General features: G+C 35.2%; 32 protein-coding genes and 1 riboswitch. Of the genes, 8 read left to right on the top strand and 24 right to left on the bottom strand.

Features of this window, described 5'->3' with window-relative positions; genetic code table 11:
- Window positions 1–3: 3 nt before the first annotated feature.
- The 9 genes from gcvT to comGA all read right to left on the bottom strand — a co-directional run bounded on the left by gcvT (window position 4) and on the right by comGA (window position 5759).
- Window positions 4–1107, bottom strand: coding sequence for a glycine cleavage system aminomethyltransferase GcvT (gcvT, locus tag MKY94_RS11785; RefSeq protein ID WP_144535981.1), 1104 nt, complete (start codon window positions 1105–1107; stop codon window positions 4–6).
- A gap of 193 nt (window positions 1108–1300) precedes the next feature.
- A riboswitch (glycine riboswitch) is annotated at window positions 1301–1395 on the bottom strand.
- 117 nt (window positions 1396–1512) lie between these two features.
- Window positions 1513–2025 carry a shikimate kinase gene (locus MKY94_RS11790; protein ID WP_144535979.1) on the bottom strand — a complete coding sequence of 171 codons (513 nt, stop codon included), beginning with the start codon at window positions 2023–2025 and terminating at the stop codon, window positions 1513–1515.
- 14 nt (window positions 2026–2039) lie between these two features.
- Window positions 2040–2246, bottom strand: a complete 207-nt coding sequence (locus tag MKY94_RS11795) for a hypothetical protein (protein WP_144535977.1) — start codon at window positions 2244–2246, stop codon at window positions 2040–2042.
- Window positions 2227–2679, bottom strand: coding sequence for a competence type IV pilus minor pilin ComGF (comGF, locus tag MKY94_RS11800; RefSeq protein ID WP_342577100.1), 453 nt, complete (start codon window positions 2677–2679; stop codon window positions 2227–2229). Before comGF ends, MKY94_RS11795 begins: the two co-directional genes overlap by 20 nt.
- On the bottom strand, window positions 2652–2963 hold the full coding sequence (locus MKY94_RS11805; RefSeq protein ID WP_144535973.1) for a hypothetical protein: 312 nt from the start codon (window positions 2961–2963) through the stop codon (window positions 2652–2654). The genes comGF and MKY94_RS11805 overlap by 28 nt, the downstream gene beginning before the upstream one ends.
- Window positions 2953–3393, bottom strand: coding sequence for a competence type IV pilus minor pilin ComGD (gene comGD, locus MKY94_RS11810; RefSeq protein WP_340844493.1), 441 nt, complete (start codon window positions 3391–3393; stop codon window positions 2953–2955). Before comGD ends, MKY94_RS11805 begins: the two co-directional genes overlap by 11 nt.
- Window positions 3380–3709, bottom strand: a complete 330-nt coding sequence (gene comGC, locus MKY94_RS11815; protein WP_144535969.1) for a competence type IV pilus major pilin ComGC — start codon at window positions 3707–3709, stop codon at window positions 3380–3382. The genes comGD and comGC overlap by 14 nt, the downstream gene beginning before the upstream one ends.
- 12 nt (window positions 3710–3721) lie before the next feature.
- The gene (comGB, locus tag MKY94_RS11820; protein WP_342577101.1) at window positions 3722–4783 is read right to left on the bottom strand and encodes a competence type IV pilus assembly protein ComGB; all 1062 of its coding nucleotides are present in this window, start codon (window positions 4781–4783) and stop codon (window positions 3722–3724) included.
- Complete coding sequence (gene comGA / locus MKY94_RS11825) at window positions 4764–5759, bottom strand: competence type IV pilus ATPase ComGA (protein ID WP_342577102.1); 996 nt, start codon at window positions 5757–5759, stop codon at window positions 4764–4766. Before comGA ends, comGB begins: the two co-directional genes overlap by 20 nt.
- 407 nt (window positions 5760–6166) lie before the next feature.
- Between comGA and MKY94_RS11830 the strand changes: the two genes are divergently transcribed.
- Window positions 6167–6847: a helix-turn-helix domain-containing protein gene (locus MKY94_RS11830; RefSeq protein WP_342577103.1), complete on the top strand. Its 681-nt coding sequence runs from the start codon at window positions 6167–6169 to the stop codon at window positions 6845–6847.
- A 141-nt stretch (window positions 6848–6988) separates the two neighbouring features.
- Window positions 6989–7228 (top strand): DUF2626 family protein, encoded by a 240-nt coding sequence (locus MKY94_RS11835; RefSeq protein ID WP_144535961.1) that lies wholly within the window; start codon window positions 6989–6991, stop codon window positions 7226–7228.
- Between the two features lie 92 nt (window positions 7229–7320).
- Here the strand turns inward: MKY94_RS11835 and MKY94_RS11840 are convergent, their stop codons facing one another.
- Window positions 7321–7959 carry an MBL fold metallo-hydrolase gene (locus tag MKY94_RS11840; RefSeq protein WP_191696866.1) on the bottom strand — a complete coding sequence of 213 codons (639 nt, stop codon included), beginning with the start codon at window positions 7957–7959 and terminating at the stop codon, window positions 7321–7323.
- Window positions 7960–8111: 152 nt separating this feature from the next.
- Between MKY94_RS11840 and MKY94_RS11845 the strand changes: the two genes are divergently transcribed.
- Window positions 8112–8291: a DUF2759 domain-containing protein gene (locus tag MKY94_RS11845; RefSeq protein WP_144535957.1), complete on the top strand. Its 180-nt coding sequence runs from the start codon at window positions 8112–8114 to the stop codon at window positions 8289–8291.
- Between the two features lie 43 nt (window positions 8292–8334).
- Here MKY94_RS11845 and MKY94_RS11850 read toward each other — a convergent pair whose 3' ends face one another.
- The 5 genes from MKY94_RS11850 to rpmG form a co-directional block, all read right to left on the bottom strand.
- Entirely contained in the window at window positions 8335–9444 is a 1110-nt protein-coding gene (locus MKY94_RS11850; RefSeq protein WP_144535955.1) for a hypothetical protein, read from the bottom strand.
- A gap of 95 nt (window positions 9445–9539) precedes the next feature.
- A complete protein-coding gene (locus MKY94_RS11855; RefSeq protein WP_342577104.1) occupies window positions 9540–11441 on the bottom strand; it encodes an LTA synthase family protein in 1902 nt (633 codons plus the stop codon).
- Between the two features lie 219 nt (window positions 11442–11660).
- On the bottom strand, window positions 11661–11861 hold the full coding sequence (locus MKY94_RS11860; protein WP_151109459.1) for a YqgQ family protein: 201 nt from the start codon (window positions 11859–11861) through the stop codon (window positions 11661–11663).
- Complete coding sequence (locus MKY94_RS11865; protein WP_144535949.1) at window positions 11858–12448, bottom strand: 5-formyltetrahydrofolate cyclo-ligase; 591 nt, start codon at window positions 12446–12448, stop codon at window positions 11858–11860. The genes MKY94_RS11860 and MKY94_RS11865 overlap by 4 nt, the downstream gene beginning before the upstream one ends.
- 69 nt (window positions 12449–12517) lie before the next feature.
- Window positions 12518–12667 (bottom strand): 50S ribosomal protein L33, encoded by a 150-nt coding sequence (rpmG, locus tag MKY94_RS11870; RefSeq protein WP_053588882.1) that lies wholly within the window; start codon window positions 12665–12667, stop codon window positions 12518–12520.
- Between the two features lie 175 nt (window positions 12668–12842).
- Between rpmG and MKY94_RS11875 the strand changes: the two genes are divergently transcribed.
- Both MKY94_RS11875 and MKY94_RS11880 read left to right on the top strand, forming a co-directional pair.
- Window positions 12843–13193, top strand: a complete 351-nt coding sequence (locus tag MKY94_RS11875; RefSeq protein WP_144535947.1) for a hypothetical protein — start codon at window positions 12843–12845, stop codon at window positions 13191–13193.
- Window positions 13193–13654, top strand: coding sequence for an endolytic transglycosylase MltG (locus tag MKY94_RS11880; protein ID WP_144535945.1), 462 nt, complete (start codon window positions 13193–13195; stop codon window positions 13652–13654). The genes MKY94_RS11875 and MKY94_RS11880 overlap by 1 nt, the downstream gene beginning before the upstream one ends.
- Before the next feature lie 57 nt (window positions 13655–13711).
- Here MKY94_RS11880 and phoU read toward each other — a convergent pair whose 3' ends face one another.
- From phoU to MKY94_RS11925, 9 genes are all read right to left on the bottom strand, one after another.
- Complete coding sequence (gene phoU / locus MKY94_RS11885) at window positions 13712–14371, bottom strand: phosphate signaling complex protein PhoU (RefSeq protein ID WP_154310655.1); 660 nt, start codon at window positions 14369–14371, stop codon at window positions 13712–13714.
- Between the two features lie 20 nt (window positions 14372–14391).
- A complete protein-coding gene (gene pstB / locus MKY94_RS11890) occupies window positions 14392–15192 on the bottom strand; it encodes a phosphate ABC transporter ATP-binding protein PstB (RefSeq protein ID WP_144535941.1) in 801 nt (266 codons plus the stop codon).
- A 12-nt stretch (window positions 15193–15204) separates the two neighbouring features.
- A complete protein-coding gene (pstA, locus tag MKY94_RS11895; RefSeq protein ID WP_144535939.1) occupies window positions 15205–16083 on the bottom strand; it encodes a phosphate ABC transporter permease PstA in 879 nt (292 codons plus the stop codon).
- Window positions 16084–17016: a phosphate ABC transporter permease subunit PstC gene (gene pstC, locus MKY94_RS11900; RefSeq protein ID WP_151113636.1), complete on the bottom strand. Its 933-nt coding sequence runs from the start codon at window positions 17014–17016 to the stop codon at window positions 16084–16086.
- A gap of 93 nt (window positions 17017–17109) precedes the next feature.
- Window positions 17110–18084 carry a PstS family phosphate ABC transporter substrate-binding protein gene (locus tag MKY94_RS11905; RefSeq protein ID WP_154310654.1) on the bottom strand — a complete coding sequence of 325 codons (975 nt, stop codon included), beginning with the start codon at window positions 18082–18084 and terminating at the stop codon, window positions 17110–17112.
- A gap of 487 nt (window positions 18085–18571) precedes the next feature.
- Window positions 18572–20809 (bottom strand): penicillin-binding protein 2, encoded by a 2238-nt coding sequence (locus MKY94_RS11910; protein ID WP_144535936.1) that lies wholly within the window; start codon window positions 20807–20809, stop codon window positions 18572–18574.
- 123 nt (window positions 20810–20932) lie between these two features.
- On the bottom strand, window positions 20933–21541 hold the full coding sequence (locus MKY94_RS11915; protein ID WP_144535934.1) for a superoxide dismutase: 609 nt from the start codon (window positions 21539–21541) through the stop codon (window positions 20933–20935).
- Window positions 21542–21656: 115 nt separating this feature from the next.
- Complete coding sequence (locus MKY94_RS11920) at window positions 21657–22136, bottom strand: DUF456 family protein (protein ID WP_144537147.1); 480 nt, start codon at window positions 22134–22136, stop codon at window positions 21657–21659.
- Entirely contained in the window at window positions 22136–23767 is a 1632-nt protein-coding gene (locus tag MKY94_RS11925; protein ID WP_154310653.1) for a Na/Pi cotransporter family protein, read from the bottom strand. Before MKY94_RS11925 ends, MKY94_RS11920 begins: the two co-directional genes overlap by 1 nt.
- Window positions 23768–23937: 170 nt before the next feature.
- On the opposite strand from MKY94_RS11925, the gene MKY94_RS11930 reads away from it, so the two are divergent.
- From MKY94_RS11930 to ispG, 3 genes are all read left to right on the top strand, one after another.
- A complete protein-coding gene (locus tag MKY94_RS11930) occupies window positions 23938–24438 on the top strand; it encodes a DUF1189 family protein (protein WP_154310652.1) in 501 nt (166 codons plus the stop codon).
- A gap of 49 nt (window positions 24439–24487) precedes the next feature.
- Window positions 24488–24823 (top strand): hypothetical protein, encoded by a 336-nt coding sequence (locus tag MKY94_RS11935; protein ID WP_144535929.1) that lies wholly within the window; start codon window positions 24488–24490, stop codon window positions 24821–24823.
- Window positions 24824–24907: 84 nt separating this feature from the next.
- Entirely contained in the window at window positions 24908–26035 is a 1128-nt protein-coding gene (ispG, locus tag MKY94_RS11940; protein ID WP_144535927.1) for a flavodoxin-dependent (E)-4-hydroxy-3-methylbut-2-enyl-diphosphate synthase, read from the top strand.
- Window positions 26036–26040: the final 5 nt, after the last annotated feature.

Raw genomic sequence — 26040 nt, forward strand, 5'->3', positions numbered from 1 at the left:
GGCTTATTTTTCTCTTTTATAAAATGGAGTAGGTATAGTAACTGCTTTTAGTCGCTTGTTGCGAATTTCAACCTCTACCTCTTGACCAATTTCTGCAAATGTTGCGTCAATTAAAACCAGACCAATATTCTTTTTCAAAGTAGGAGATTGAGTTCCCGTAGTAACAAAACCAATTTGCTTATCATTTGCAAAGATTGGATAACCCGTACGAGGAATTCCTTTATCAATCATTTCAATTCCAATACTCTTTCTAGGCACACCATTTTCTTTTTGTTCTACTAAAACTGATTTGCCATTAAAATCTTGTTCTTTATTTAACTTCACAACAAAGCCAAGCCCTGCTTCAAGAGGAGTAATATCCTTCGACAACTCTTGGCCATATAATGGTAGGCAAGCTTCAAAGCGAAGTGTATCACGAGCACCTAGTCCACAAGGTAGTAAACCTTCTTCTTTACCTGCTTCTAGAATACTGCTCCATAAATCTTTCATATCATTGCTAGCTGCATAGATTTCAAACCCGTCTTCTCCTGTATAGCCAGTTCGAGAAACTAGTACTTGTTTGCCAGAAACGTCTATATTATCTTTAAATCTGAAAAATTTAATTTCAGTTAAATCCTGAGAAGTTAACTTTTGAAGGATTTCTTGTGCTTTAGGACCTTGCAGAGCTAACAGGCCATAATCATTTGATCTATTGTCCAACTCAACACCATCAATAGTATTTTGTTTCATCCACTCAAAGTCTTTTTCAATATTACCAGCATTAACAACTAACAAATAATGTTGATCTTCCAGTTTATAAACTAAGAGGTCATCAACAATTCCACCGTCTTTATAGCACATCACATTGTACTGTGCTTGGCCATTCACTAATTTTGAAATGTCATTGGTAACAAGACTTTGTAAATAGCTTTCACTGTTCGGACCTTTTACAAAAACTTCACCCATATGGGATACATCAAATAATCCAGCTTTCGTACGTACTGCCTCGTGCTCTTCTTTAATACTTGAAAACTGAACTGGTAGCTCCCAGCCACCAAAATCGATTGTTTTCCCTCCGTAAGATGAATAGACATCAAACAAAGGCGTACGTTTTAACTGTTCTGACAATTTAAATTCCTCCTTTTAATAGGTAGAAAAAGCATAAGTGAAAAAAAGCTAAATGGTTTCTTAATCGCAAAAAAGGACAGAAAAACCCCTTTAACGTAAAAAGGGTTCTCTGTCCTGGCACCTGAAAGTTTACCATAAATGGCTTTCCCCTTTGGTGGCTTTCCGTTCATAACGAAAGCACTCTCCAGAGTTGCGTCCTATACGAGTTCTTTTGCCTGAGAGATTCATAATAGTAATTACTTGCTCCTTCGGCGACGCAGCTGATGCGTTCTCTCCCCATATATTCATCCGCTAAATATAGACAAAACACTAGCTTTGTCTATATCCTAACATTGAACCTAAGAGAGCGCAATCATTTTTGATAAACTTATTAAAAACCGAACGAAAATATATAAAACCAATGAATCATTCGCCTTTAAGACGATTTACTTGAAATCCTGCATATTCTGTTATTTGACGAAGATGCCTGTTTTCCGTACGAATCGTTATGTGGGCAGCCTTTTTGTAACTTCTCCTACGGGTGTTGAAAAGTAGCTGTAATTCTTCCTTCGTGCTTCTTTGAACGATTGGTCTATTTTTATCGTTCTTTATGCGTATCCAAATGTCTTCAAAGGTAGCATCAAGAAACAACACCAATCCATTGTTTCGCATAATTTTAATATTTCTATCGAGTGTCGCTACACCTCCACCCGTGGAAATAATACAAGATTCTTTTCGAAAATTTAGTAAAAATTCGGTCTCTAAATTTCGAAAATAGGCCTCTCCATGCTGTTCAAATATTTCAGGAATCGACATTTTCTGTCTTTTGACAATTTCTTTGTCCATGTCATAATAGGGCATCTTCAAGAGATAGCTCAGTCTTCTCCCGACAGCACTTTTACCACTGCCCATAAAACCCACTAAATAAATCTTGTACATTTTTTATCAACTCACTACATACCAGGATTATTTTCACGCTCAATAAAATTACTTATTTTATTGATAGTATCACTAATATGACGGATTTCCAACGAATCATATGTTCGATATTTGGATTGGTATGCTGCAGTTATCGTTAAAACCGAAAAACAAACTATAGATAGCAGGATAGTGGAAGCTAATAATAATGCACCTTTTTGGTCAAGTAGAATACGTAACATAGAAAGTATGCTCCTTTTGTTGTCCATTAAAAAAAGTAACGAAAAATGTAATCTTTTGTCCTTCAGCACTCACATTTAATGTTTGGACATTTAATAGAAGTGGCTCATGACCAAGTTTTTTTATTTGTTTTCTTACGACATTAGATGAGTATTCCACATCATATTCTATACCCTGCTTATAAAAACGAATTCCAGGTTGCTCACTTTGAACTATAAAATTCTCTACATCATTCAAATAAGCTTCCACATATTGTATAAATAGTGCCCATTCAATTTCGGATGGATCAGCTACTTTCTTTTCTGTTGTATATAACGACCACATAATAAGCGCAAATATTTGAGCAAAAATGATAAACACACTAAGCTGTATAATTCCGTCAATAAAAGTATAACCTTTTTCGTTACTTAGTTTGTTTGTGAGGTATCTACGCAATTTACTTTCTCCCCCCGAACCCCCTTGTACTCAATACAAATTTGCTTGAAATCTACACGAAATTGATATTCAATATTTTCAATGGTGAGTGATCCACCTGTTATATTTTCAGTTATGAACATTTTGGCAGCTTCATTCATGACCACAGCCGAATGGTATTTCCTCTTTTTATCCTCTAGCTGCACACTCATCTTCGTAAGAAGAGGTATTAACATAGTAGCCACCATAAATGTTATAAACAGTGTCAATAATGTTTCTGCCCAAGAAAATCCTTTACAATTCATAGCTTACCCTGCCTGAACCAATATGAACTGTCACTATTTTAGTTCCCTTCTTAGTAAGGAATGAAAATTTCCCAAATTGATTGACAGCACCATTAGTTTGAAAGCGTAGTCCCTTTAAATAACTATCTATAGACAAACTCATATGAGATGGCAGGCTACATTCCAGTAGTATAGTTCCCGATTGTTTTACGGAGTAACTAGTTCTATTCTCGTCAAATGCTAATGTGATCAATTGTTGATTACCTATGGCAATCGATTGAGCTTGTTGTAAATCTAAATGAAACTGATGTAAAAATCTTTTCTCTTCCAATTCCTCTATTTTATCGTTTGCTCCATAAATAACTGCTGACGTAATTACCATAACGATTAATAGCATCAAGATAGCCTCTATTAAGGTATAACCATTTTGGTTTAACTTAACCTCCACCATTGCCTGAATCCTTTATTGAAACTTTCCCATCTACTATAATAACTTCTTCCCCTCCCGGACAATTTTTGTTGTTCTCACCTAGATACTCTGCCACACTTAAATCATTCAACGTAGGGGTCACATTTTTATCTATTTTATATGCTTGTACTTGGCCTTCTACCATTTTCACAAATGCCTCACATCCTTTTTTATCTATGTTGGCAGAATGTTTGGTAACGTTAGGAATAGAGATTAATATTAAAACAGATATGATTAGCAATACAATCATCATTTCTATTAGTGTAAAGCCCCGCTCATTTTTTAAGATTATCCACATAAACTTGCTCCTTTAAATTATATTTATCATTTCATAAACTGGTAGTAATATAGCCAGATAAGCACCTATTATAAAGACTGCTAATATTAGGAACATTACTGGTTGGATGATACTAAGGTATCTAGATAGCCTTGCCTCCATTTGTTTATTCATAAAATCGCTGTATAAAGTCAATTCCTTACCTAAGTATCCGTTGTTCTCCCCATGTACGATAAATTGATGAAAGTCTACTGTGAAATTATCTACTAATACAGCCCCCTCAGAGAAGGAAGAACCGTAGATCACCTTTTCCTTCATCTCAGATACTATATGTTGAAGTAATTTGTTTTCCTTCTGATTAATTAATGCTCCAAAGGATTCTTGAAGAGATAAACCACTTTCTAGCAGTACACCCATTTCTCTCGAAAATACTCTAGTTAACAGTAAACGATACCAGTTATTGATAATCGGTGTTTTTTTAAGAAGTGTTATTTTAAATTCAACACTTTTGTTTCTAAATATGAACCATAGCAATACTATAAAAACTATCATGAAAATTAAAAGTGTAAGGAATATGTTAGGAAGGTTTAATAACGTATTGGTAAGCGCAAGTGAGCTTTGAGGTTGGGGTTGATTTTTGGAAAGTAAAGATTCCATATTAGGGAGAAAATACATTCGAAAAACAGTAAACAATAAAAAAATGACAACAAACAAAAAAAGAGGATACATTAATAGGCTCTTTAACCGCTTTCTTGCTTGCTCCATAAATTTGGCATTGATGCTTAAAATTTCAGTAGTCTCTGCAAGATGGCCATGCTGAGATGCTAAATGAAGAGGGAGCAATAACCGATTAGGAAATCCAAGCATCCTGAATACCTCTACTATACTCTGCCCTCTTTTTTGAATGTCCATCACCTTCATTTGAACTACATTTACATTTTTAACATGAAACGGCAAAAGCATCGTAACAGCTTCATGAAAAATATAACCCTCCTTCAGTAATTCGCTCAATCTATTAAGGAAGGTGGCTTGCTGTGATACCGGTACAATTTCATTCTTTTTATGAAAATAAGCTTTAAGTGTTTTTAATAACACCTTCCCTTATCCCCCTTTCAATTTGATAAGAAAGAGTTAGCGGAAAAGGTATTTTAAAGCTACTGCCATAACTCAAGGAAGTTAGAGCTTCTTCCAACATATCACCAGATATAATTTCGAATATAGCTGATAATTCAGGCGTATTAGTTTTAATTACTGTAACTAACCTTTGAGTAACAATTCCAGTTACTGTTTGTTTCAGCTCATCTAAGCTAATACCTAAATCCATTAATCTGTATAAGGCACCTATTCCGTCCCTTGCATGAATTGTGGACACTACTAAATGTCCCGTTAAAGATGCTTGAATTGCAGCCTTAGCAGTATCTTTATCTCTTATTTCTCCTATCATAATTACATCTGGTGAATGCCTTAAAATAGCCTTTAGACCTTTGGCATATGTCACACCAGATCGCTCATTCACTTGAATTTGTAGTAAATAAGATTGACTGTTTTCTACTGGATCTTCTAGCGAGATAACATGCCGATTCATATTTTCTGCGCAATACTTAGTTAACGAGTACATCGTCGTGGATTTTCCTGAGCCAGTTGGTCCAACAAAAAGGATCATACCTTGACGCTTGTTTGCTAATTCTACGATTTGTTCAGAGGCACCCCTGAACAAGGATAGCGAATGAATAATTTTGGCATTATCATGCTGCTGGAGACGAATGACAAGGCTTTCCTTTCCGTATACGGATGGTAAAGTGGAAACGCGAAATGAAAACTTTTGGGAGTTAAATATGTGTTGAAAGGAACCGCTTTGTGGTTTGCGTTTTTCGCTAATATCAAGAGAGGATAAAAATTTGAAGTATGAGATGATTTTTTCACCAAGATTTAATGGGAGCTGACCTGCCTCAAACATTTGGGAATTTTTTTTAAAAGAATATGTGTAGATTTCTTCATTAGGGATCATATGAAAATCTGAAGCACCAAATTGATGAGCTTTCTTTAATAGCTGAAAGCATTTTTGTTCCACTATATTTTCTTCCTGTTGCATTATCTATCCTTTCCCCAGTTACAAGCTTGGCCGCAAAAGCTTCTACAACATAGTATACTTCCTTTCTCCAAATAAATAAAGTGATTTTTTAAAATATTTGTAATTGATAATTAAATAATATTGGCATTTAAATACACAAACGTTTTGCACTTTCTTGATTGGAACTACTAGTAGTGCGACAGCAACCGATGAGGATTATCACTTACCTCACAGAAAGCTTCTGTCTAAAGCGAAAATAAATTATACTTCATGATATAATCTTTATTCTATCTTCGTCTTTATCATATTTTGTAAAATAAATAGGAATTATTGACTTGTTTACTTTATATTAGTTTGTCATTATTAATTTCTCCCTTATAATAAAGTTAATGGAAGGTGGGATTTACTTGTCCGACACATTAAAATTAACTGGTACCCTTGCTGATGAGACCAGGTACTCAATCTATCAATATATTACAAAAGAAAATAAAGAAGTGAACGTTCAGCAAATTGCACAACAGTTCGGGATTCACCCCAATGTTGCTAGACTACATCTTACGAAACTAAACGAAGCGAAGCTGCTGACATCTAAATTTGTTAAAAATGAAAAAGGCGGTCGTCCTGCACGAGTTTATGTGCTTGCAGAGGACCCTATCCACTTAAGCTTTCCCAAACAGGAGAATCATTTATTACTTGAATGGTTATTGGAATTAGTTGATGCTATGGGTGATGCAGCTATTGATAAAGCAAAGGATATCGCTTATCAAAACGGTCACAAAGCGATAAATCATAAACAAGTGGATACACTAACTTTTGAAGATAAACTAGAAATTATGAAAGAAACAGCCCATTCGATTGGTTATATCCCGAACGTAACTGAAAAAGAGAATAAAAAAATTATTACCTTTTCCATCTTTAATTGTCCTTATAAGGATTATTTGAATAAATATCCACATTTTATATGTATATTACATGAATCTTTCCTAAAGGGACAATTTGATACTCTTTTCCCTGAGAATACCTTTGTTCAATTAGAAAGCAAACAGAATCACTGTATTAATTGCGTATATCATGTGGAAGTCCTATAATGAGGTGAAGATGTATCTTATTTGTGACAAACTTATGTTATTCCAATGTAGATGTTTAATAATCAGTTTACATGTAAGAACACTTTCATTTATAATGAATAGGAGAATTATTTGTATTCTTTGCAAAAGGAGGGACTACAATTGGGCAATATGTATAAAGTAATGGCTTTCTGGACAGGGATTTTTGCAGTTATGTTTTATTTAGGTGATATGTCAGAAGCTTCTTTACTATTTTTAGCAAATACGGGGTTATTCCTTCTTTTAGGGTTCTTAAACCTATCTGAGCGTATGTATATGTACATCTTCGGGGCTTACTTAATGTTCTTCTTCGCCGGCTTTACATACTACACTACATTCATACATGTACCAGGTGGACATTAATTAAGTCCAAAAGCAGCTTCCATATTGGAGGCTGCTTTTTAAATTCGCTTTTTATTTGGGGTTAAACAACCCTTGTTGAAATTTACTTTTGATTAAAATCCATTCAAGAACGGGTTGGAGTTCATTTCATCCTGGATAGTTGACGCAGGTCCGTGCCCAGGATAGATTACAGTTGCTTCTGGGAGCGTTAATAGCTTTGTGTGTATGGAGTGTAACAATTGCTTCTCGTTCCCTCCTGGGAGATCGGTGCGACCGACGCTATTTTGAAATAACGTATCTCCTACAATAGCAAATTCCTCTGTCTCAAAGTAAAAAGTTAAACTACCCGGTGAATGTCCTGGGGTGTGAGAAATGAAAAATTCAAAATCGCCTATACTTGTTTTCTCCTCTTTACTTAAATAGAAGTCTGCCTCCTTGGCAGAAATATTCGGAATTTCGGCGTATTTAGCAGATCCATTCTTTCCTGGATCTATTAACCAAGATTTTTCTGAAGGATGTATATAAACTGGTATACTGAATACTTCTCTAACATCATCTACAGCTCCAATATGGTCAAAATGTGCATGGGTTAGGAGAATGGCAATCGGCTTTAAATTTAGTCTTTTTAACTCCTTTACAAGCTTCTCTCCATTTCCACCAGGATCAAAAATTAAGCACTCTTTTTTTGCATTAGAAATGATATAGCAATTCGTTTGAATAAAACCCAATGGATATGTACGTATATTTAACATAAATTCACCTCCCTTCTATTTTAAACGAAAGTGCATCCATTGTTCAATCTTTCGCCACTTTTATTACTCGACAAAAGAAGAGATAACAATTACAATAGAAGAGGAATATGCAATCGCGACATTCATTTAATATGTCGGAAGGAGTGTCTTTCATGAACTTATTAATGGTTATTTTTGGTCTTGTTGCAGTGCTAGGTATTATAGGCACTTTCCAAGCTCTCAAAGAGAAAAATTTACTAAGTGTTTTATTTAACTTTGGTACATTTGCAGTTTTTGGTTTCTTTACTGTTATGACAATAATAAACCAAGGATTTCCACCAAGCTTACACTAAAACGCAAAGAAAAAGCTGCTATACAACTGTATAGCAGCTTTTTCTATTCGATTATATTTAACCATTTTGCTTCTTTTAGAGGTTTCAATGAAATCCATTGCTCTTTCTCATGTCCACCTAAACAAACCTTACCACTCGGTGAACAGTCTATTGGACGCTCGTTAATATCGCCAAATAACTCTTCCCCTTTTACTGTGTAGCCTGCTATAATACTTTTTTCGTTCGTTTCGTCCATATTCCCTGCCTTTTTTGATTGAAAAGCAATGAAACTGTTTGGGGAAGTTATCGATATTGTAGGAATTACCCATTCTGAATAATTACTTACTGCAGGAGAGACCCATTCAAACATTTCCCCACTATTTTTGTCTTCTAAGTGATACTTAAATTCCATCTTTTCTTCATCTACTTGGATATATAACATCGATTCACCAAAGTTCTGGACATCTATTATATGTTCCCATTTTGTATCTTGAATCTCATGATCAGCTGTTGAATAAAGTTTCAATGAACTACCATCTAAGCTCGATCCACTCCAGTCGAAGACCATTAAATTTTCCTCATCAAACCATTTAACAAAAGGATTTTCAACATCTATAGCTTTCAATTCTTGTGTAGACCCTTCATAAACAAAAGCATTATAAGTCCAGTCCTCATAAAACGTAGAGAACACTATTAAATTAGAGTTAGTTGGATGCCAATCCATATAAAGCTCTGCTGATTCAAAGGAGAGACTTTGTTCTACAACTCCACTTTTATGTAATAATTGCACCTCTGCAGATGAAGAATTGTTAGAAGTATGTAATAGAATCATTTCCTTGTTCGGGTGAATTTTCCCTTGTATAATTGGGACGTTCGTTCTATAAATTTCTTTCCATTCCTCTTTAGATATCGAGTAAGACTTCAATATCCAATGACCTTTATCTACTAAAACAAATAAAATTTCATCATCTGACAACCAACCGACCACGCTGTGAAATTTTGAACGCTCCAAGTGGATTGATGGCATTTTTGTTTCATTGGACTCATTTTGTACTTCTTTAACTGGGGTTTGTTGCTGGGAGACGTCATCAGGGGTTTCTACCGATGGCTGCTCTTTTTCTTTACACGCTTGTAGTAGAATTACACAAAAAATCAAGAACACAATTTTTTTCAACAATCTCCCCCCTCACCTTACAAATTAGACGTTTCAAATAGACTTTTGTTTCATAAAAAAGCACAGACTTTTTTGTCTGTGCTTTTAAAAATAACCTATTTTGCCGACTCTTTAGTTTCATCAATCAAGAGGTTACCAGTTTTTAAATCATAAAATCGTAGTAAGTCTCCATTGATAATTTTATCGGAGTAACCTAGCTCCTGAGTAGCTCTGTCAATATACGTCTGACAGTTTTCCACATCTACCTCTATACCTGAACCATTCTCATAACAAGTGTTTCCAGCATATACGTAGTCCTCAGTAATAAATCCACCATTTCTGTTAATAACAAATTCCTCATGATCTTCAGAAAAAATGTCTGCACCTAGTTGCATATCTTTGTTCGTTTCAACACCTAACAAATGTAAGATTGTAGGTCGCAAATCAATTTGCCCTGAAATTTCACTCACTTCTTCTCCAGCTCCACTATTTGGGATATGGATAAACATCGGTACACTTTGTAATTTAGCAGATTCATATGGAGTAATCTCTTTACCTAAATACTGTGACATTGCAGTATTATGATTTTCAGAAATTCCATAATGATCACCATACATTACAATAATAGAATTATCATATAATCCTTTTTCTTTTAAATCATCAAAGAATATTTTTAAGGATTCGTCCATATAACGAACTGATTGGAAATATCTATTTAGTGTTCCAGAGTTCGAATCATATTCAAGTATTAACATATCTTCTTCATCTAATGTAAAAGGATGGTGATTAGTTAAAGTGATTAAACGTGAATAAAAAGGTTGTGGCATGTCTGTCATTAAGTCGACAGATTGCTCAAGGAAGGGAATGTCCTTAAGACCCCAGTTTACTGAATTATCATCATTCACATCATAACTCATGACATCATAGAACTTTTGAATGTTAAGTGACTGATACATCATATCACGGTTCCAAAAGCTTTTCTTGTTTGCATGCATAACATTTGTAAAGTAACCTTCGTCATTTAAACGTTCAGCCATTGAATGAAATGTATTTTCTCCGTGTGTAAAAAATACTGCTCCTCCGCCTAAACCATAAAGAGAGTTCTCTACTAAAAATTCTGAATCGGACGTTTTACCTAAACCAGTTTGATGATAGAAATTGGAGAAGTAAAAAGTATCCTTATCATTTGTTAGAGAATTTAAAAACGGTGTTACCTCATGTCCGTTCATATCGTTATTTAATACGAAGGATTGTAAAGATTCCATCGAAACAACAATAAGATTTCTATCCTCAGCTAAACCAAACGTTTTTTCATTTGGATCTGCTTGGTTTGAACGTACATAGTTATTAACTTCGACTAATTCACTTCCATCTGCAAGTGCACGCTGTGCGTGTGACTTAGACTGAATAAAGATGTCGTATAAGTGGTAGTTATATGAACCAAGATTTTTTACTAGCATTTCACGGTCAAAGCTTCTTGTTAGAAGCTGTGGTCTTTCAATTTCAGCAAGCCCTAAATTTAAAAATAGAATAGCAGCAGAAAGTACAAAATACGCTCTTCTAGTTGAAGCTTTAATAACCTTACTTTTTTCACCTATTTTTAACCATTTAATTGCTATTAAAATAATCGCAACATCAGTGAAATAGAAGATATCAGTCAAGAAGATACTTGCTGCAGCTGAAGATCCCAAATCACCAAAGTTACTTGTTTGGAACAAGACTGGTATGGTGATGAAATCTGTAAAGAAACGATAAAAAACTGCGTTTGCATAAAGTACTATTGAAAGTATCACACTAACAACTACTATATGTCTATTTCTGGCCTTCGTGGATTTGTAAAATAACGAAATTCCATAAACGATAAGCAAAAAGCTTAAAGGGTTAATAAATAAAATAAATTGTTGCATTATATTCTCGATTTTCATATCAAAGCTCGTGTGGTACACAGTATACGTTTTTATCCACGTTGCCACAATTGCAATTACAAGAATAGAATGTGTTGGCCAGGTTTTCTTCATTGCCTACATCCTCCCCTATTCACTCTTTCTATGAGTAAAAGTAACAGTGTATATATTAATCCTTTCATCAAAATAAATCAATATTAATGAAATGGAATTTTAATATAAAATTTACAAAACCTATTTTTACTTACCCTATGTTAGACGGATTAAAACCTAATAAGTTTCATTTAATTTAGAAGATAGCTTTTTTATCACATATTCATATAGCATTTGTAGTTATAAAGACTTACTTAATTTACCTTTTTCCTGTCTTAATAACAAAATGGCTAGTTGAAAATCTTGTGCTTCAATCATCTGCATAGAATACAGTTCTTTTATTTCTTCTTCCATTATTTCAAGATCCGCGATTCGGTCTTTTGTATATACAAATATCCCAAAGCGTTTTAACAGTTGCATAACATCATATACGGATTTCAAGTTAATCCACCCATCTCCCTATTTTCCTTACACATTATTGTTGTACGCTCGGTAATAATGCTATCTACTGGAAGATCAAAGTCTTCTGACACAATTTCATCAACTAATTGCATGTCAAAAGCCAAAGACATAGACTTTCCCTTGTAATTGGATAAGAAACGGTCATAATATCCTCCGCCATATCCTATCCTATACCCTGATTTACTATACACAATTCCAGGCACTATTAGCAAGTCAATTGAACTTGGTTCAACTGCTGTGGTCAATTTAGGATTAGGCTCTTTTAAATTCATATAAACGGTCTCCAGTTGATTGTAGTCTTCTATACGATAAAAGGTCATCGAACGATCCTGCGGAGTACATTTTGGCACAACAACTGTTCTTCCCAACTCCCAAAGAGCATGTATAATCCCTTCAGTATTTACCTCTGGGAAAGCTGATATGGTTAATCCAATAGTACGAACATTTAAGGATGAAATTTCCTTTATAAAATTTGTTTTAATTTGCTCGGAATATAATATGTATAAGTCGCTGTCTAATCTAGACAGTTTATCCTTCATGTTTTTTCTCATTAATTGTTTGGACATTTTAATACCTCCAATAGCATCTATTTGCGAAGAAAAAAACCAAAACCTTTATGGTTTTGGTTTAGGTTATTATTTAGTTTCTCTATGAAGAGTCATTTTCTTTTCACGAGAGCAATATTTTTTAAGTTCAAGACGTTCTGGATTGTTACGCTTGTTTTTCTTAGAAATATAGTTGCGCTCTCCGCAATCTGTACAAGCTAATGTAATATTAACGCGCATGGTTGTCCCTCCCACTCTTTGCCAGGATTAAATATAAAACTTGAGCATGATTTATACGACTAACCAATTATAGCACACAATTGAAGAAAATCTACAATATTATAGAAGAATTTGTTTAAAGTTTTTTAGGATATGGTAGTATGAGTACAGGATATTTAAATTTGAGGTGAAAATTATGGACTTTTCTATCATTATAATAATCATTGGAATAATTTTAATGGCACTTTCTTTCTTTATCAAAGATGGTTCAAAAAAAGTGGAGGCCGAGGTCGAGGATCTTTCTTTTACTCTCTATCAAGAAACGAGCGCTCTAAAACGTAGATTAAAGGTAATCGAAGAGGAATTGCTAATTGATCCAATAAAGACAGCACCTAAAAAAAATGTTGCTACAAAACCAGTAGTTCATGCAATCATTAAAAACCAGGTGTTAGAACTACATAAACAGGGGTATTCTTTAAAGGACATTAGTAGCCGCTCCTCTTTGACAGTTGAAGAAGTTAAATCTGTGATTGGTGGTACACGCTAATGAAAAAAACAGCCATACGCTTTTTAGGTATCGGATTATTCCTAGCAGGCACAATTATACAATTAGAGCACAGATTATCTAATGAAGATATTTCTTCAGCAGGCGACGCACAAGCATATAAACAATCACAACAAGAGCTGTCTGAGGTAAAAAAACAACTTGCCCAGCTGCAGCTCAATTTAAACAATGCTCAAAAGGAACAACCTAAACAGAATGAAACAGAGGTAAGCAAACAAGAAGTTTCCTCCCCTACTGTTAATGCTTTTAGCTTAGCTATAAAGTCTGGTATGACCTCTTCTGATATTAGTTTAGTATTAGAAGAAGCAGGAGTTATTCAAAATAAAATGGATTTTGAAAATTATATTGTTGACCAAGGATTGTCTTCACGAATTCAAATAGGAACGTATGAAGTGGATTCCAAAATGACCATCAAGCAAATAACTGAGCTGATAACAAACTAAAAGGTAGACATCCTATAAATGGGATGCCTACCTTACTTCTTATTATAAAACGTCTGATTAGTTGTTTAACTCGTAATGTCTTCCTTTTAATAAATATAAAAGACGTTCTGCCATGTTAGTAGCATGATCCGCGGATCTTTCTAAGTAACGACACACAAAGGAGAGCTGTGTCACTTGACTAAGATGAGCTGGTTCGTTTACTCCTACTGCTAATAAGGTTTTAATCGCGTGCCCATACATTTCATCAACTTCATCATCTAGCTTAGCGATGGCTTTTGCCTCTTCCATATCTTCTTTGATAAAAGCTGTTAAGGTTTGTTCTAACATCGAGATAGTTTTTACTCGCATCTCATCTAACAGATGAATAGGAGCTATATGCTCATCTTTTCCTATGCGTATGGTTTCTTTTGCAATATTAACTGCATAGTCCCCAATACGTTCCATATCGGCTGCAATCTTCACCAACACCATAAGTCTTCGTAAGTCTGTAGCTACTGGCTGTTGCTTTGCAATCAATAAAATTACTCGATCATTAATTTCTTCTTCCATACGGTTAATATGGATGTCATTATTTATAATGGTTAATGCGCCTTCAATATCATTAGCCAGCAAATAATCCATCGCTTTGTCAATCGTTTGAATAGCCGTATTACTCATTTCTAACAAAAGCTGCTGGACATGTTTAAGTTCCGCATCAAACTTCTCTCTTCCTACCATAATCATTTGACCCCTTTCTTTTATCCGAAACGTCCTGAAATATAATCCTCTGTTCTTTTATCCTCCGGAGTTGAAAAGATAACATCCGTTTTGTCAAACTCAATTACTTCTCCATTTAAGAAAAATGCCGTTTTATCAGAAATTCTAGCTGCTTGTTGCATATTGTGTGTCACGATGATAATAGAATAATCCTTTTTTAACTCCTGGATTAGCTCCTCTACCTTTAATGTAGAGATAGGATCAAGCGCAGATGTAGGTTCATCCATTAGTATTACGTCAGGTTCAATCGCTAGACAACGAGCAATACAAATTCTTTGCTGTTGGCCACCTGACAAACTATATGCATTCGTATTTAATCGGTCCTTTACCTCATCCCATATAGCTGCTCCACGAAGACTCTTTTCTACAATTTCATCTAGTAATTTCTTGTTTTTAATGCCGTGGATTCTTGGACCATAGGCGATATTGTCATAGATGGACTTTGGAAAAGGATTAGGCTTTTGAAAAACCATACCTACCCTTGTTCTCAATTCCTCTACTCCATAGCCTGCGTCAAGGATGTTTCTATCTCTATATATAATATGTCCGGATGTTTTTACTGTTGGTACTAATTCTACCATTCTATTCAACGTTTTAATATACGTAGATTTACCACAGCCTGAAGGTCCAATAATAGCTGTTACTTCGTTTTCATGAATCTGAAGGTTTATATTTTTTAAAGCATGATGAGTACCATACCATAAATTTAGTCCTTGTGTATCGTATACAATTTTAGATATTGAATGATTCGTTGTATGTTTGGTCGTTTTAGTTTTAAGCATTTAAGAGTCCCCCTAATAACGTTTTTGGAATTTGTTCCTTATAAAGATTGCTATTGAGTTCATGATCAATAAAAACATCATTAATACTAAAATCCCTGCAGAAGCTACATATTGAAAATCTAACTGTGGTCTTTTAGCCCAATCATAAATCTGCATAGGAAGTGCAGTGAACTGACTCATTACTCCATCAGGAAGAAAGTGGATAATTACAGGAACTCCAATTACTACTAAAGGAGCTGTTTCTCCAACTGCACGAGACAATGCTAATATTGCTCCTGTTAGAATGCCAGGAATGGCTGAAGGAAGAACTATTTTTAAAATGGTTTGCCATTTGGTTGCTCCCATTCCATAGGAAGCTTCTCTTACCTCTGTTGGAACTGCACGAATTGCCTCCTGTGAAGCAACGATAATGACCGGTAATATTAGTAAACTCATTGTAAATCCTGCTGCCAAGATACTATTTCCTAATGCCAACGCACGGACGAAAATTGTTAAACCGAGTAGACCAAAAACTACAGAAGGAACTCCAGCTAAATTGGATATATTCATTCGAATAAAATCATTCCATTTGTTTTTCTTTGCGTATTCCTCAAGATAGATTGCTGTCCCTACTCCTAATATTAAGGAAACTGGAGCAACCACACACATTAACCAAATAGAACCAACTAAAGCCGCCTTTATACCAGCTTTTTCAGGAAAACGAGAGCCAAAATTATTGAAAAATTCAGGGGTTATATATCCAATGCCTTGTGAGATTATTCGATAAAATAATATACCTAATGCTAATAACGCAAACATAGTAGCTAAAAAAAAGATAAACTTAAAAATTCTATTTAATGTTAGTCTTCCTGTCATTCTCTTAATCACTGACTCATGATCCACGTATCTCATTTAATATTCCTCCCGAAACTTTTTCGAAATAACGTGAGCTAAGTAGTTCATGAAAAGTGTAAATAAGAACAATGTGAAGCCCACTGCGTAAATGGAATAATAGATGGTTGTTCCATAGCCAGCATCACCCGAGGAAACTTGAACAATATAGGCTGTCATTGTTTGAATAGATTCGGTTACATTCCAATCAAACTTTGGTGTAGACCCACCTGCTAAAGATACAATCATCGTTTCACCGATTGCTCTAGACAGTGCAAGCACGATAGAGGCTATAATTCCAGATAATGCTGCGGGCAATACAACGCGCAAGGAAACCTCCAATTTTGTAGAGCCCATCGCCAGGGCCCCTTCTCGGATTGACTTTGGAACAGAAGACATCGCATCCTCTGATAAGGACGCAATCATTGGCAGAATCATAATTCCAACGACAATTCCAGGGCTTAAAGCATTAAAGATTTTTAAATCTGGTATAAGCTGTTGTAAAAGTGGTGTTACAAATGTTAAAGCAAAAAAACCATAAACAATGGTTGGAATACCAGCTAACACTTCTAAGATGGGTTTGATAATTCTTCTTGTACGATCACTGGCATATTCACTTAAGAAAATAGCTGATCCAATACCAAAGGGCACAGCTACAATCCCTGCAATACATGCTACCTTTAAAGTTCCAGCTATTAAAGGGAGAATTCCGAATACTTGCTCTGTATTAGCAAATGGAAACCATTCTGTACCTAATAAAAAGTCGGTTATTGGTACTTTAGAAAAGAAAATACTAGTTTCTACAACTAAGGTTAGAATGATTCCAAACGTTGTAAGGACAGAGACCGATGCAATTAGCATAAGACCTATTGGTATAACCTTCTCTATTAACTTTTTCGATCTTTTCTTGTTAGATTTTGCAATTAGATCTTGAACTGATGTGCCATCCATCATCTTTTTTTGTACCACTGTATATCCCCCTTTTACCAAACGAAAGAAAAGAGTAGCCGGAAGCTACTCATGTCTTTCTCCATGAAAATCTTCTGTTTATTTAAGAGCTTCTAAATCTGCCAAGCCTTTTTCATATTCTTCTTCAGGTAGGCTTACGTAACCTACTGCTTCTGCCATTTCTCCTGCTTTTTCAATCGTGTATTTCATGAAATCATAAAATGCTGGATTTTCCTTGATTGCACTATTTTTAGCATAAACAAATAATGGACGAGATAACGGAGAATATTCACCTGATTCAATTGTTTCGTTTGTTGGTTCAATACCTTCCACTTTAACAACCTTTAAAGTATCTTGGTTGGCTAGGTAATAAGCATATCCAAAGAAAGCAATTGCATTTTTATCTCCTTGAACGCCTTGAACCAGCACATTATCATCCTCTGAAAGTTGTGCAGATTTCACTAAATCTGCCTCATCTAATACTACTTCGTCAAAATAGTCATAAGTACCAGAGTCTGTGCCTGGTGAATAGAAAACAATTTTTTCATCTGGCCACTCCGGATTGATATCAGACCATTTTTTCTCTGTTCCATCTTCAATCCACATTTTCTTCAATTCTTCTATTGTTAAAGAGTCAACCCAATCATTGTCTTTGTTAACTACTAACGATAAACCGTCATATGCAATTTGGAACTCCGTGAATTCTACTCCTGCTTCATCTAATTTTTGCTTTTCCTCTTCTTTTATAGGGCGCGATGCATTGGAGAAGTCTGTATCTCCAGCTATGAATTTCTCAAAGCCTCCACCAGTACCTGATACCCCGACTGTTACTTGTACTTTTGATTGCTCTGTTGAATATTCTTCAACTACTGCTTCCAGTATAGGTGCTACTGTACTAGATCCATCTCCAGAAACTTTTCCTTCTAAGACAGCTTCTTCTTGAGAATCTTTCGATGCTGAGGATGCGGATTCTGTATCCGTTTCTGCCTCTTCTGTTGAATCTGTTCCACAAGCCCCTAGAGCAAGTGCTGATCCTACCATAGTTGTCATTAATAAGTACTTCCAGCTTTTCATCAGGTAAATCCCCCTAAAGTATGTTTTCTGTCTTACAAGTTTTACTTTAAGGCTTTGATATTGAGTCTGTATAAAGGTAGTGTAAATATTTTGTAAATTAAAATTAGATAATTTTTAGAGAATTAAGTTTAAATTATAGTTATTAATCAACTTCGTATTTCTACTTCTTATGGAAGAATCACTATAGATATATCGAAAGTTTTAAGCATCTTTACTCTGCTATTGAGAGACCAAGTGTTGAACCCGGTTTGTTATTTAAAGTGACTATTATTCAATATGTATTGGCATACTTACGAAGCAATAAACAATAAAAGAGATTAAAATAAATATGGCGTGTAGCTTTTTTGAAGATTCATTTTGGATACAGAAGTACCGCACATAAAATTCAAGAGTACTTGACTTAAATAACTTCAAAAATAGACAAAGTACCCCGAGAGGCGAACTCTCGGGGTACTTTGTCTGATTTTCCATCTAGGATCAGTTTTCATTATTCTTCATCTGTTTTATTTTTTTCATCACTTTCATCGATTTGATCATTTGTAAAGGCAGGTTTTATAGAAGGTGTAGAAGTAGAATCATTAGTTTCTAATTCGTTCTTTTTCTTCTGAATATCAAAGTAAGTATCTACAACTTCTCTTGCCATCGCACTTGTATAATTTGTTTTATAGGTGGATTCAGTGAATGCTTGAGGCACTACAATCGCATAAGCAATTTCAGGATTATCATATGGGGCGAAGCCAATATGAGTTAAGTTAACTGTTTGCACTGATTTCTCCATTGTACTATCTTTATAATACGATTGAGCAGTCCCTGTTTTACCTGCAGCAGTGAATGGAGCACTTCCAAAAGCTCCTCTACCTGTACCCTTGTCTCCAAAGTAAACTCTTTGCATCCCTTTTCGGACTTGGTTAATCTCTTCCTGAGAATTATCTATCACATTTAAAACTGTAGGAGTTATTTCCTTCACTAACTTACCAAGAGTTACCCCATCCTCAGAAGGCTCTCTAATTTCCTTCACGATATGTGGCTGTATACGTGTACCGCCATTAGCAATAGTTGCAGTATATTGAGCTAATTGCAAAGGAGTATAAGTATCATATTGTCCGATACTTAAATCTAGTAATTTACCAGATTCATTTTGACCGATAAAACCAGTGGATTCTCCTGGTAAATCTATCCCAGTTGGAACTCCCAATCCCATCTGCGCATATCCATTACGCATTTTCAAAAATGCATCCTCTCCAAAATAAATCGGTTGGTTTGGCTGATACGTCTTACCTGCCAATGCATACGCAATTTTAAACATGTACACGTTGGAGGATCGTTCCAATGCCGTTAAATCATTTAATCGGATTCTGCCGTTTCTATTAAATACAGAACTTTTAGGACTCGAACCCTTTATTCGAATAGGTTCATCGACTAAATACTCCCCAACTTCAATTGCATTTTCTCTATATGCAGTCAATACGGTAGCCGGCTTTACTGTGGAGCCAAGCTCATAGCCTGTTTTAAAAGCTCCATATGCATAATCATTAGCTACCCATTTGCCATTTTCTTTTTCTAATTTCTTCCCAACTAAAGATAGAACATCACCAGTATAAGGATCTAATATGATTAAAAAAGCACTGGTTAAATAATCCGTTCCCCTATTGTTTTTCATTTGAAGCAACTGTTTCTCTACAATAGCTTCCATTTCTAGTTGAACTTGACTATCTGTAGTTAGAACAAGCTCATTTCCGGGCTTTCCTTCGTATACTGTTTCTACATCCATTACTCGACCTTTACCATCTGTAATATTTTTTACAACAGATTTTTGCCCTTGCAGTACTTCTTCATACTGTTGTTCTATATAGGAAGTACCTACACGATCATTACGAGTGTAGTCTCTAGATAGGAAATAATTCAGGCGCTCATTAGGAAGTCCTTTTTTCGGGGAAGAAACGCTTCCCAAAACAGCTAAAGTGGAGTTTTTTACTCGTCTCCAGTCAGTTGTCGTATTTACACCTGTCATATCCGCCTCACCTAGACGCTCAGAAACTCTTGCAAATTCTTCCGCTGTGACCTCGAGTATATCTCCTTCCTCTTTATTCATTTCGTCACCTTTAATAATTTGAGGGGATAATGCGTAGCCGGTAGCCATTTCTCTATAGATAGCAATAATTTCCTCTTCCTCAGGTGTAAAGGAATTAAGCTGTTCTTCCGTAAGCTTACTACGTTGAAGACGGTCGATTGCTCTATTCTTTTCAGCCTTCGTTAACTCTTCGTTATTTTCTATTTCCTGTCTTTCTTTATCTGTCACAAGTTTTTTAGCTTCTTCGTCATTCTTTTGCAACCAATAGTCTTGTCGATCGCTTTTTGTAATATTTTTCGTATCTTTTTCAATTAACTTGCTCAATTTTTTAGCGGTTTTTAACATATCCGCAGAAGTAGTTGTCTGCATCTTAGTATAAGTTATTACCTTTTGAGGCTTATTATCAACTAATATTCGTCCTTCACTATCATATAATCGTCCACGGGGAACGCTTGTATTAACAGCTACTTCCTCGGTCCGCTCTAGATCACGTGCATAGTTCTCCCCTTTTACAATTTGAAGGAAGCCCAGTCTTAATATTAAAATTGTAAAAAGTAAAAAAATAGAAAAGAAAAGAATGTTCATACGAAAAGTTAGATTTGCTCTTTGTTTCGCCTTCATACTCTGTGCACGTTTTTTAGTTGTTTTTCGCATGATTTCACCTACTTGTTGAATAATTTTATCTTATTTTATTGTAACATAAAAAGCACACACTTTTAGACGAAAAAGTGTGTGCTAAGTTTCATTTTATAAAATATATTCCTATTGCAGGAAAAATTATTTTGCAGCTGAATAGCGTTTTGAAACTTCATCCCAGTTTACAACATTCCAGAAAGAAGAAATGTAATCAGGACGACGGTTTTGATAATTTAAGTAGTATGCATGCTCCCATACATCTAAACCTAATAATGGAGTTTTACCTTCCATGATTGGAGAGTCTTGGTTAGCAGTTGAAGAAATTTCTAATTCTCCGTTTGCTACAGATAACCAAGCCCAGCCTGAACCGAAACGAGTTGTAGCTGCTTTCGCAAACTCTTCTTTGAAAGCGTCAAAGCTACCGAATTTAGCATCGATTGCTTGAGCTAGTTCGCCAGTTGGAGTTCCTCCGCCGTTTGGAGAAAGAAGTTGCCAGAATAGTGAGTGGTTAGCATGCCCACCACCATTGTTACGCACTGCAGTTTTGATGTCTTCTGGAAGAGCATCAATGTTAGCAATAAGTTCTTCAACAGATTTGTTTTCCAAATCAGCTTTTCCTGCAACTGCATTGTTTAAGTTAGTTACATAAGTATTGTGGTGTTTCGTATGATGAATATTCATCGTTTCTTTGTCGATATGTGGTTCAAGTGCATCGTAAGCGTAAGGTAATTGTGGTAATTCGTAAGCCATTATAGTTTCCTCCTAAGAAATAATATAGTAATTTTCTATCCATTTATTAGCGTATCAAAATATGAACAAACGTTCAAATAAAAAAGACTAAATTTTTCTCCTACTTTTGACTGAGTTAAATAAAGAAAACAAAAATTACAATCATAATTGTTAAAATTACTATTTTAGCAACAGAGGATGTTAGGAAACCGATTAAAGAACCTATTCCAGATTTGGTCGCTTGTTTAAATCCTTCTCTTGTCACTATTAGTTCTGCGATAACAGCTCCCAGGAAGGGTCCGATAATTATACCAGCAACTGGGATAACGAATGGTCCAAACAACAATCCAATTGTACTCCCCCAAACTCCCGCCTTCGTTCCTCCGAACTTTTTAACTCCAAATGCGTTCGCTGCCATATCTGCTCCAAACAAAAGAACAACAAATAATATTTGAATAGCCCAGAATAGCCAAGTCAATTCGTTGAAAGAGAAAAACAATCCATACAAGATATAACCCAATAGCATAAAAACTACTGAAGGAATAATAGGATAAAAAGTACCAACAAAAGCTATTATAAAACTAGCTATAACTAAAATCCAACCAATAATCTCTATCATACACGTCTCCCTAATACGGCCTCGGCCACATTACATGCATGGTCTCCGATCCGCTCTAAATTACTTAAAATGTCTACGAACATTATACCAGCTTGACCCGAGCATTTCCCTTCATTTACACGTAAAATATGATTTTTTCTATATTGTCTTTCCATTTTATCTATAACATTTTCTTGTTCAGCTACTTCAGTCGCAAGTTTATCGTCGTTAGTGTTCAAAGCCTCTATCGCTTTTTCGACTGTTTGTATAGTCAGTTCAAACATTTCCGATACATCTTCCAATGCATCTTCCGTTAAAATAATTCGATGAACCTCTTGATAATCGATTAGCTCCAAAATATTTTCGAAGTGGTCTCCGATTCTTTCTATATCCCTTACCGTATCCATAAGCATATTATGTCTTCCAGAATCTTGATCGGACAATGGCTGAGAAGAGATTTTCACTAAATAATCTGTAATTTTTTGATCTAAATTATTTAATGCATCCTCTATTTGATAAGCTAGATCAGAATTTCGTTTGTTTTTTGTTTTTAAATAAGCGTATGTATTCTCTAAACCTTGAACACTTAGAGCGCCCATCCGCAAGATTTCTTCTTTAGCCTGCCCAATTGCGATAGATGGTGACTGTTCGATAAAATTAACATCTAAATGTTTTGGTTTATATTCAATGGAAACATCGTCTCCCGGTATTAACTTAGTTACTAAATATGCCCAAGCGCCTATTAATGGGAACTGTATAATCGTATTTGCCACGTTAAATGAACCATGTGCAAAGGCTATTTGCATTTTACTCTCTAAATCAAGAACACCAGATATCCATTCAATATATATAGTAAACGGTATTAATAAAAGTATAAAAATTACTGAACCTACTACATTAAACAAAACATGGGTCGCTGCAGCTCTCTTTGCAGCAACAGAAGCACCTAAAGATGCGAGAATCGCTGTAATAGTAGTTCCTATATTATCCCCGAAAAGAACTGGTAAGGCACCTTGGAGAGATAGTAGATTTTCTGCATAAAGCCCTTGAAGAATAGCAACGGTGGCACTTGAACTTTGAACTATTAGAGTAAATATTGTTCCTGACAATAAACCAAGGAATGGATGGTCACTCATCGCCAGTGTAAAATCTGTAAACGCCTCTAACTCTCTTAAAGGCTGCATGCCTCCACTCATTAATTCAAGACCTAGAAATAATCCCCCAAATCCAAAAATGACTTCCCCAACATTTTGTACAACATGTTTCTTAAAAAAGAAGATTAAAAAAGCTCCTACAGCCATAATTGGAAGTGCATAGCCACCTACATCAAAACCAATGATGAATGCAGTAATGGTTGTTCCTATGTTAGCACCCATAATAACACCAATTGCTTGTCGCAGCTTCATAAACCCTGCACTTACTAGTCCAACAGTAATAACAGTTGTACCTGAACTAGATTGAATTAATACGGTTACAATAATACCAACTAAAACCCCCATAAAAGGATTGGTAGTATAGCGATCTAATATATCTCTTAACCGTTCTCCTGCTGCTTTTTGTAAACCGTCACCCATATACTTAATGGCGAACAAAAATATACCTAGTCCCCCAAAAAATTCAAATAGCATTTGTTGCCAGTTCAATTCCACGATGTGCTCAACTCCTATTTCGGAAAATTAATACATTTCTATTATGATGAAATTATTAAGCTTATGTAAACACATACTCACCATTCTTTACAATATCTTAACAAAGCAAATAAATTACTTTGTTTTCTTCATTCTGAAGATGATATTATGAAGTAGGAAGGGTGATATCTATGAATCTATATCAATTATTTAAAGCAAGCTTACATAGCCCTAAAAAAATTGCGGCATTTCGACTTATACCTATTGGAAAGGTTATGCAATACATATTCATCTATGTATTTCTAATGACAGCTTTCTCCTTTTACGGATTTATAAATGGTATTTCAGAACAACAACAAAATGTTGAGGGACTTATTGAATATTTTGCGGATATTCAATGGTTGATCTATCCGTTCGCTTTTATATTTTTGTTTGTATTAAATACTATGTTGATATTTGTCCGTATTAGTATCTTTGCCTATATAGGTACCCTAATACTTCATTTATTAAAACGACGTGGCGAATATCGTCATTTATGGAGAACGACTCTATTTGCCAGCACTGTTCCAATGTTGCTTTCCATCCTTTTTGCATTACTGCAATGGTCTAATGATTATTTTCAATTAGTAATCTATGTCATTACGTTTGTCTATTTATTTATGTCTTTAAAATATTATCCTATCAAGAGATAATGCATAATGTTCCCTCCTGCGACATAGAGTTCGTTAGGGGGGATTTTTAATGAAACTATTTTTAGCAACCATCGCGTTACTTGTTTCGTTTTATATTATTAAGGTAGATTTGTTTGAGGGAACTATCCCATTAGCATATTCGAGTGAGATACAAATGGAGAAGTGCATTGAATCTCCTAACTATATTGTTGCAGAGATTATGCCTGGGGAAACTATCTATTCTTTATTTGCGATTTATCCTACTAGTGAAGATATTTCATTTACTAAACGTTTAAATGATTTTTATGAGCTAAATCCTCATTTAAAAAACCAGTCATTCCATGTAGGAGAAAAAGTACTTTTACCTGTTTATACATCGCAAACAAACTGTAAAAAAGAAAATTAGAGGTTTCTTCCTTGTCAATTCATTTGAAAGACTGATAAAATGGTGGATAGTGACGGCATAAAGCCTCAAGAAGGAGAGAATTTCATGAGTGAAATAATTCATCGTTCCAAAACTCGTCCTGTGCGAGTTGGAAACTTGACTATAGGTGGCAGTAACGAGCTTTTTATCCAAAGTATGACTACAACTAAAACACATGATGTAGAAGCAACTGTGGCGGAAATTTTACGCCTAGAGGAAGCTGGTTGTCAAATCGTTCGTGTAGCTTGTCCAGATGAACGTGCCGCTTATTCGATCGGCGAGATAAAAAAACGTATTAATATTCCATTAGTAGTGGACATCCATTTTGATTATAAATTAGCGCTAATCGCTATCGAACAAGGTGCTGATAAAATTCGTATTAACCCAGGTAACATTGGGCGCAAGGAAAAAGTAGAAGCTGTAGTAAATGCGGCTAAAGCAAAAGGTATTCCAATCCGAATCGGTGTTAATGCTGGTTCTCTAGAAAGAAAAATTCTAGAGAAGTATGGCTATCCTACAGCAGATGGTATGGTAGAAAGTGCTCTTCACCATATAAAAATTCTAGAAGACTTAGATTTTCATGACATTATTGTTTCGATGAAGGCTTCTGATGTTAGCTTAGCAATTGAAGCTTACCGCAAGGCTTCTGAAGCATTTGACTACCCACTTCACTTAGGAATCACTGAGTCAGGTACATTGTTTGCAGGTTCTATTAAAAGTGCTGCTGGCCTTGGAACACTTCTAGCGATGGGTATTGGTAACACAATGCGTGTATCTTTAAGTGCAGATCCAGTTGAAGAAGTAAAGGTTGCAAGAGAGCTTTTAAAAGTATTCGGTCTTTCTTCTAACGCTGCAACACTTATATCATGTCCGACTTGTGGACGAATCGAAATAGACCTAATTTCTATTGCAAATGAAGTAGAAGAATACATTTCTCATATTAAGGCACCTATTAAAGTAGCAGTATTAGGATGTGCAGTAAACGGACCTGGTGAGGCTCGTGAGGCTGACATAGGTATTGCAGGTGCACGAGGAGAAGGTCTTTTGTTCCGGAAAGGTAAAACTGTTCGTAAAGTTCCCGAGGAAACAATGGTTGAAGAGCTAAAAATCGAAATTGATAAAATTGCTGCTGAGTATTTTGCACAACAAGAGCTAGATAAACAACAAAAGGATGCTGAAACACAACAAGCGTAAGGAGA

The organism is Psychrobacillus sp. FSL K6-2843 (assembly GCF_038626375.1).
In the GTDB taxonomy this organism is placed as follows: domain Bacteria; phylum Bacillota; class Bacilli; order Bacillales_A; family Planococcaceae; genus Psychrobacillus; species Psychrobacillus faecigallinarum.

What these genes read in the sequence shown, in the direction of transcription:
- MKY94_RS11865 (WP_144535949.1), bottom strand. Translation starts at nt 12,448, where the DNA reads ATGTCCAAACAATTAATGAGAAAAAACATGAAGGATAAACTGTCTAGA.
- MKY94_RS11910 (WP_144535936.1), bottom strand. Translation starts at nt 20,809, where the DNA reads ATGCGAAAAACAACTAAAAAACGTGCACAGAGTATGAAGGCGAAACAA.
- comGD (WP_340844493.1), bottom strand. Translation starts at nt 3,393, where the DNA reads ATGGTGGAGGTTAAGTTAAACCAAAATGGTTATACCTTAATAGAGGCT.
- MKY94_RS11880 (WP_144535945.1), top strand. Translation starts at nt 13,193, where the DNA reads ATGAAAAAAACAGCCATACGCTTTTTAGGTATCGGATTATTCCTAGCA.
- MKY94_RS11790 (WP_144535979.1), bottom strand. Translation starts at nt 2,025, where the DNA reads ATGTACAAGATTTATTTAGTGGGTTTTATGGGCAGTGGTAAAAGTGCT.
- pstA (WP_144535939.1), bottom strand. Translation starts at nt 16,083, where the DNA reads ATGAGATACGTGGATCATGAGTCAGTGATTAAGAGAATGACAGGAAGA.
- pstB (WP_144535941.1), bottom strand. Translation starts at nt 15,192, where the DNA reads ATGCTTAAAACTAAAACGACCAAACATACAACGAATCATTCAATATCT.
- MKY94_RS11915 (WP_144535934.1), bottom strand. Translation starts at nt 21,541, where the DNA reads ATGGCTTACGAATTACCACAATTACCTTACGCTTACGATGCACTTGAA.
- MKY94_RS11935 (WP_144535929.1), top strand. Translation starts at nt 24,488, where the DNA reads ATGAAACTATTTTTAGCAACCATCGCGTTACTTGTTTCGTTTTATATT.
- MKY94_RS11905 (WP_154310654.1), bottom strand. Translation starts at nt 18,084, where the DNA reads ATGAAAAGCTGGAAGTACTTATTAATGACAACTATGGTAGGATCAGCA.
- rpmG (WP_053588882.1), bottom strand. Translation starts at nt 12,667, where the DNA reads ATGCGCGTTAATATTACATTAGCTTGTACAGATTGCGGAGAGCGCAAC.
- MKY94_RS11930 (WP_154310652.1), top strand. Translation starts at nt 23,938, where the DNA reads ATGAATCTATATCAATTATTTAAAGCAAGCTTACATAGCCCTAAAAAA.
- MKY94_RS11795 (WP_144535977.1), bottom strand. Translation starts at nt 2,246, where the DNA reads ATGTTACGTATTCTACTTGACCAAAAAGGTGCATTATTATTAGCTTCC.
- MKY94_RS11805 (WP_144535973.1), bottom strand. Translation starts at nt 2,963, where the DNA reads ATGAATTGTAAAGGATTTTCTTGGGCAGAAACATTATTGACACTGTTT.
- MKY94_RS11855 (WP_342577104.1), bottom strand. Translation starts at nt 11,441, where the DNA reads ATGAAGAAAACCTGGCCAACACATTCTATTCTTGTAATTGCAATTGTG.
- MKY94_RS11875 (WP_144535947.1), top strand. Translation starts at nt 12,843, where the DNA reads ATGGACTTTTCTATCATTATAATAATCATTGGAATAATTTTAATGGCA.
- MKY94_RS11845 (WP_144535957.1), top strand. Translation starts at nt 8,112, where the DNA reads ATGAACTTATTAATGGTTATTTTTGGTCTTGTTGCAGTGCTAGGTATT.
- comGC (WP_144535969.1), bottom strand. Translation starts at nt 3,709, where the DNA reads ATGTGGATAATCTTAAAAAATGAGCGGGGCTTTACACTAATAGAAATG.
- pstC (WP_151113636.1), bottom strand. Translation starts at nt 17,016, where the DNA reads ATGATGGATGGCACATCAGTTCAAGATCTAATTGCAAAATCTAACAAG.
- ispG (WP_144535927.1), top strand. Translation starts at nt 24,908, where the DNA reads ATGAGTGAAATAATTCATCGTTCCAAAACTCGTCCTGTGCGAGTTGGA.
- MKY94_RS11840 (WP_191696866.1), bottom strand. Translation starts at nt 7,959, where the DNA reads ATGTTAAATATACGTACATATCCATTGGGTTTTATTCAAACGAATTGC.
- phoU (WP_154310655.1), bottom strand. Translation starts at nt 14,371, where the DNA reads ATGGTAGGAAGAGAGAAGTTTGATGCGGAACTTAAACATGTCCAGCAG.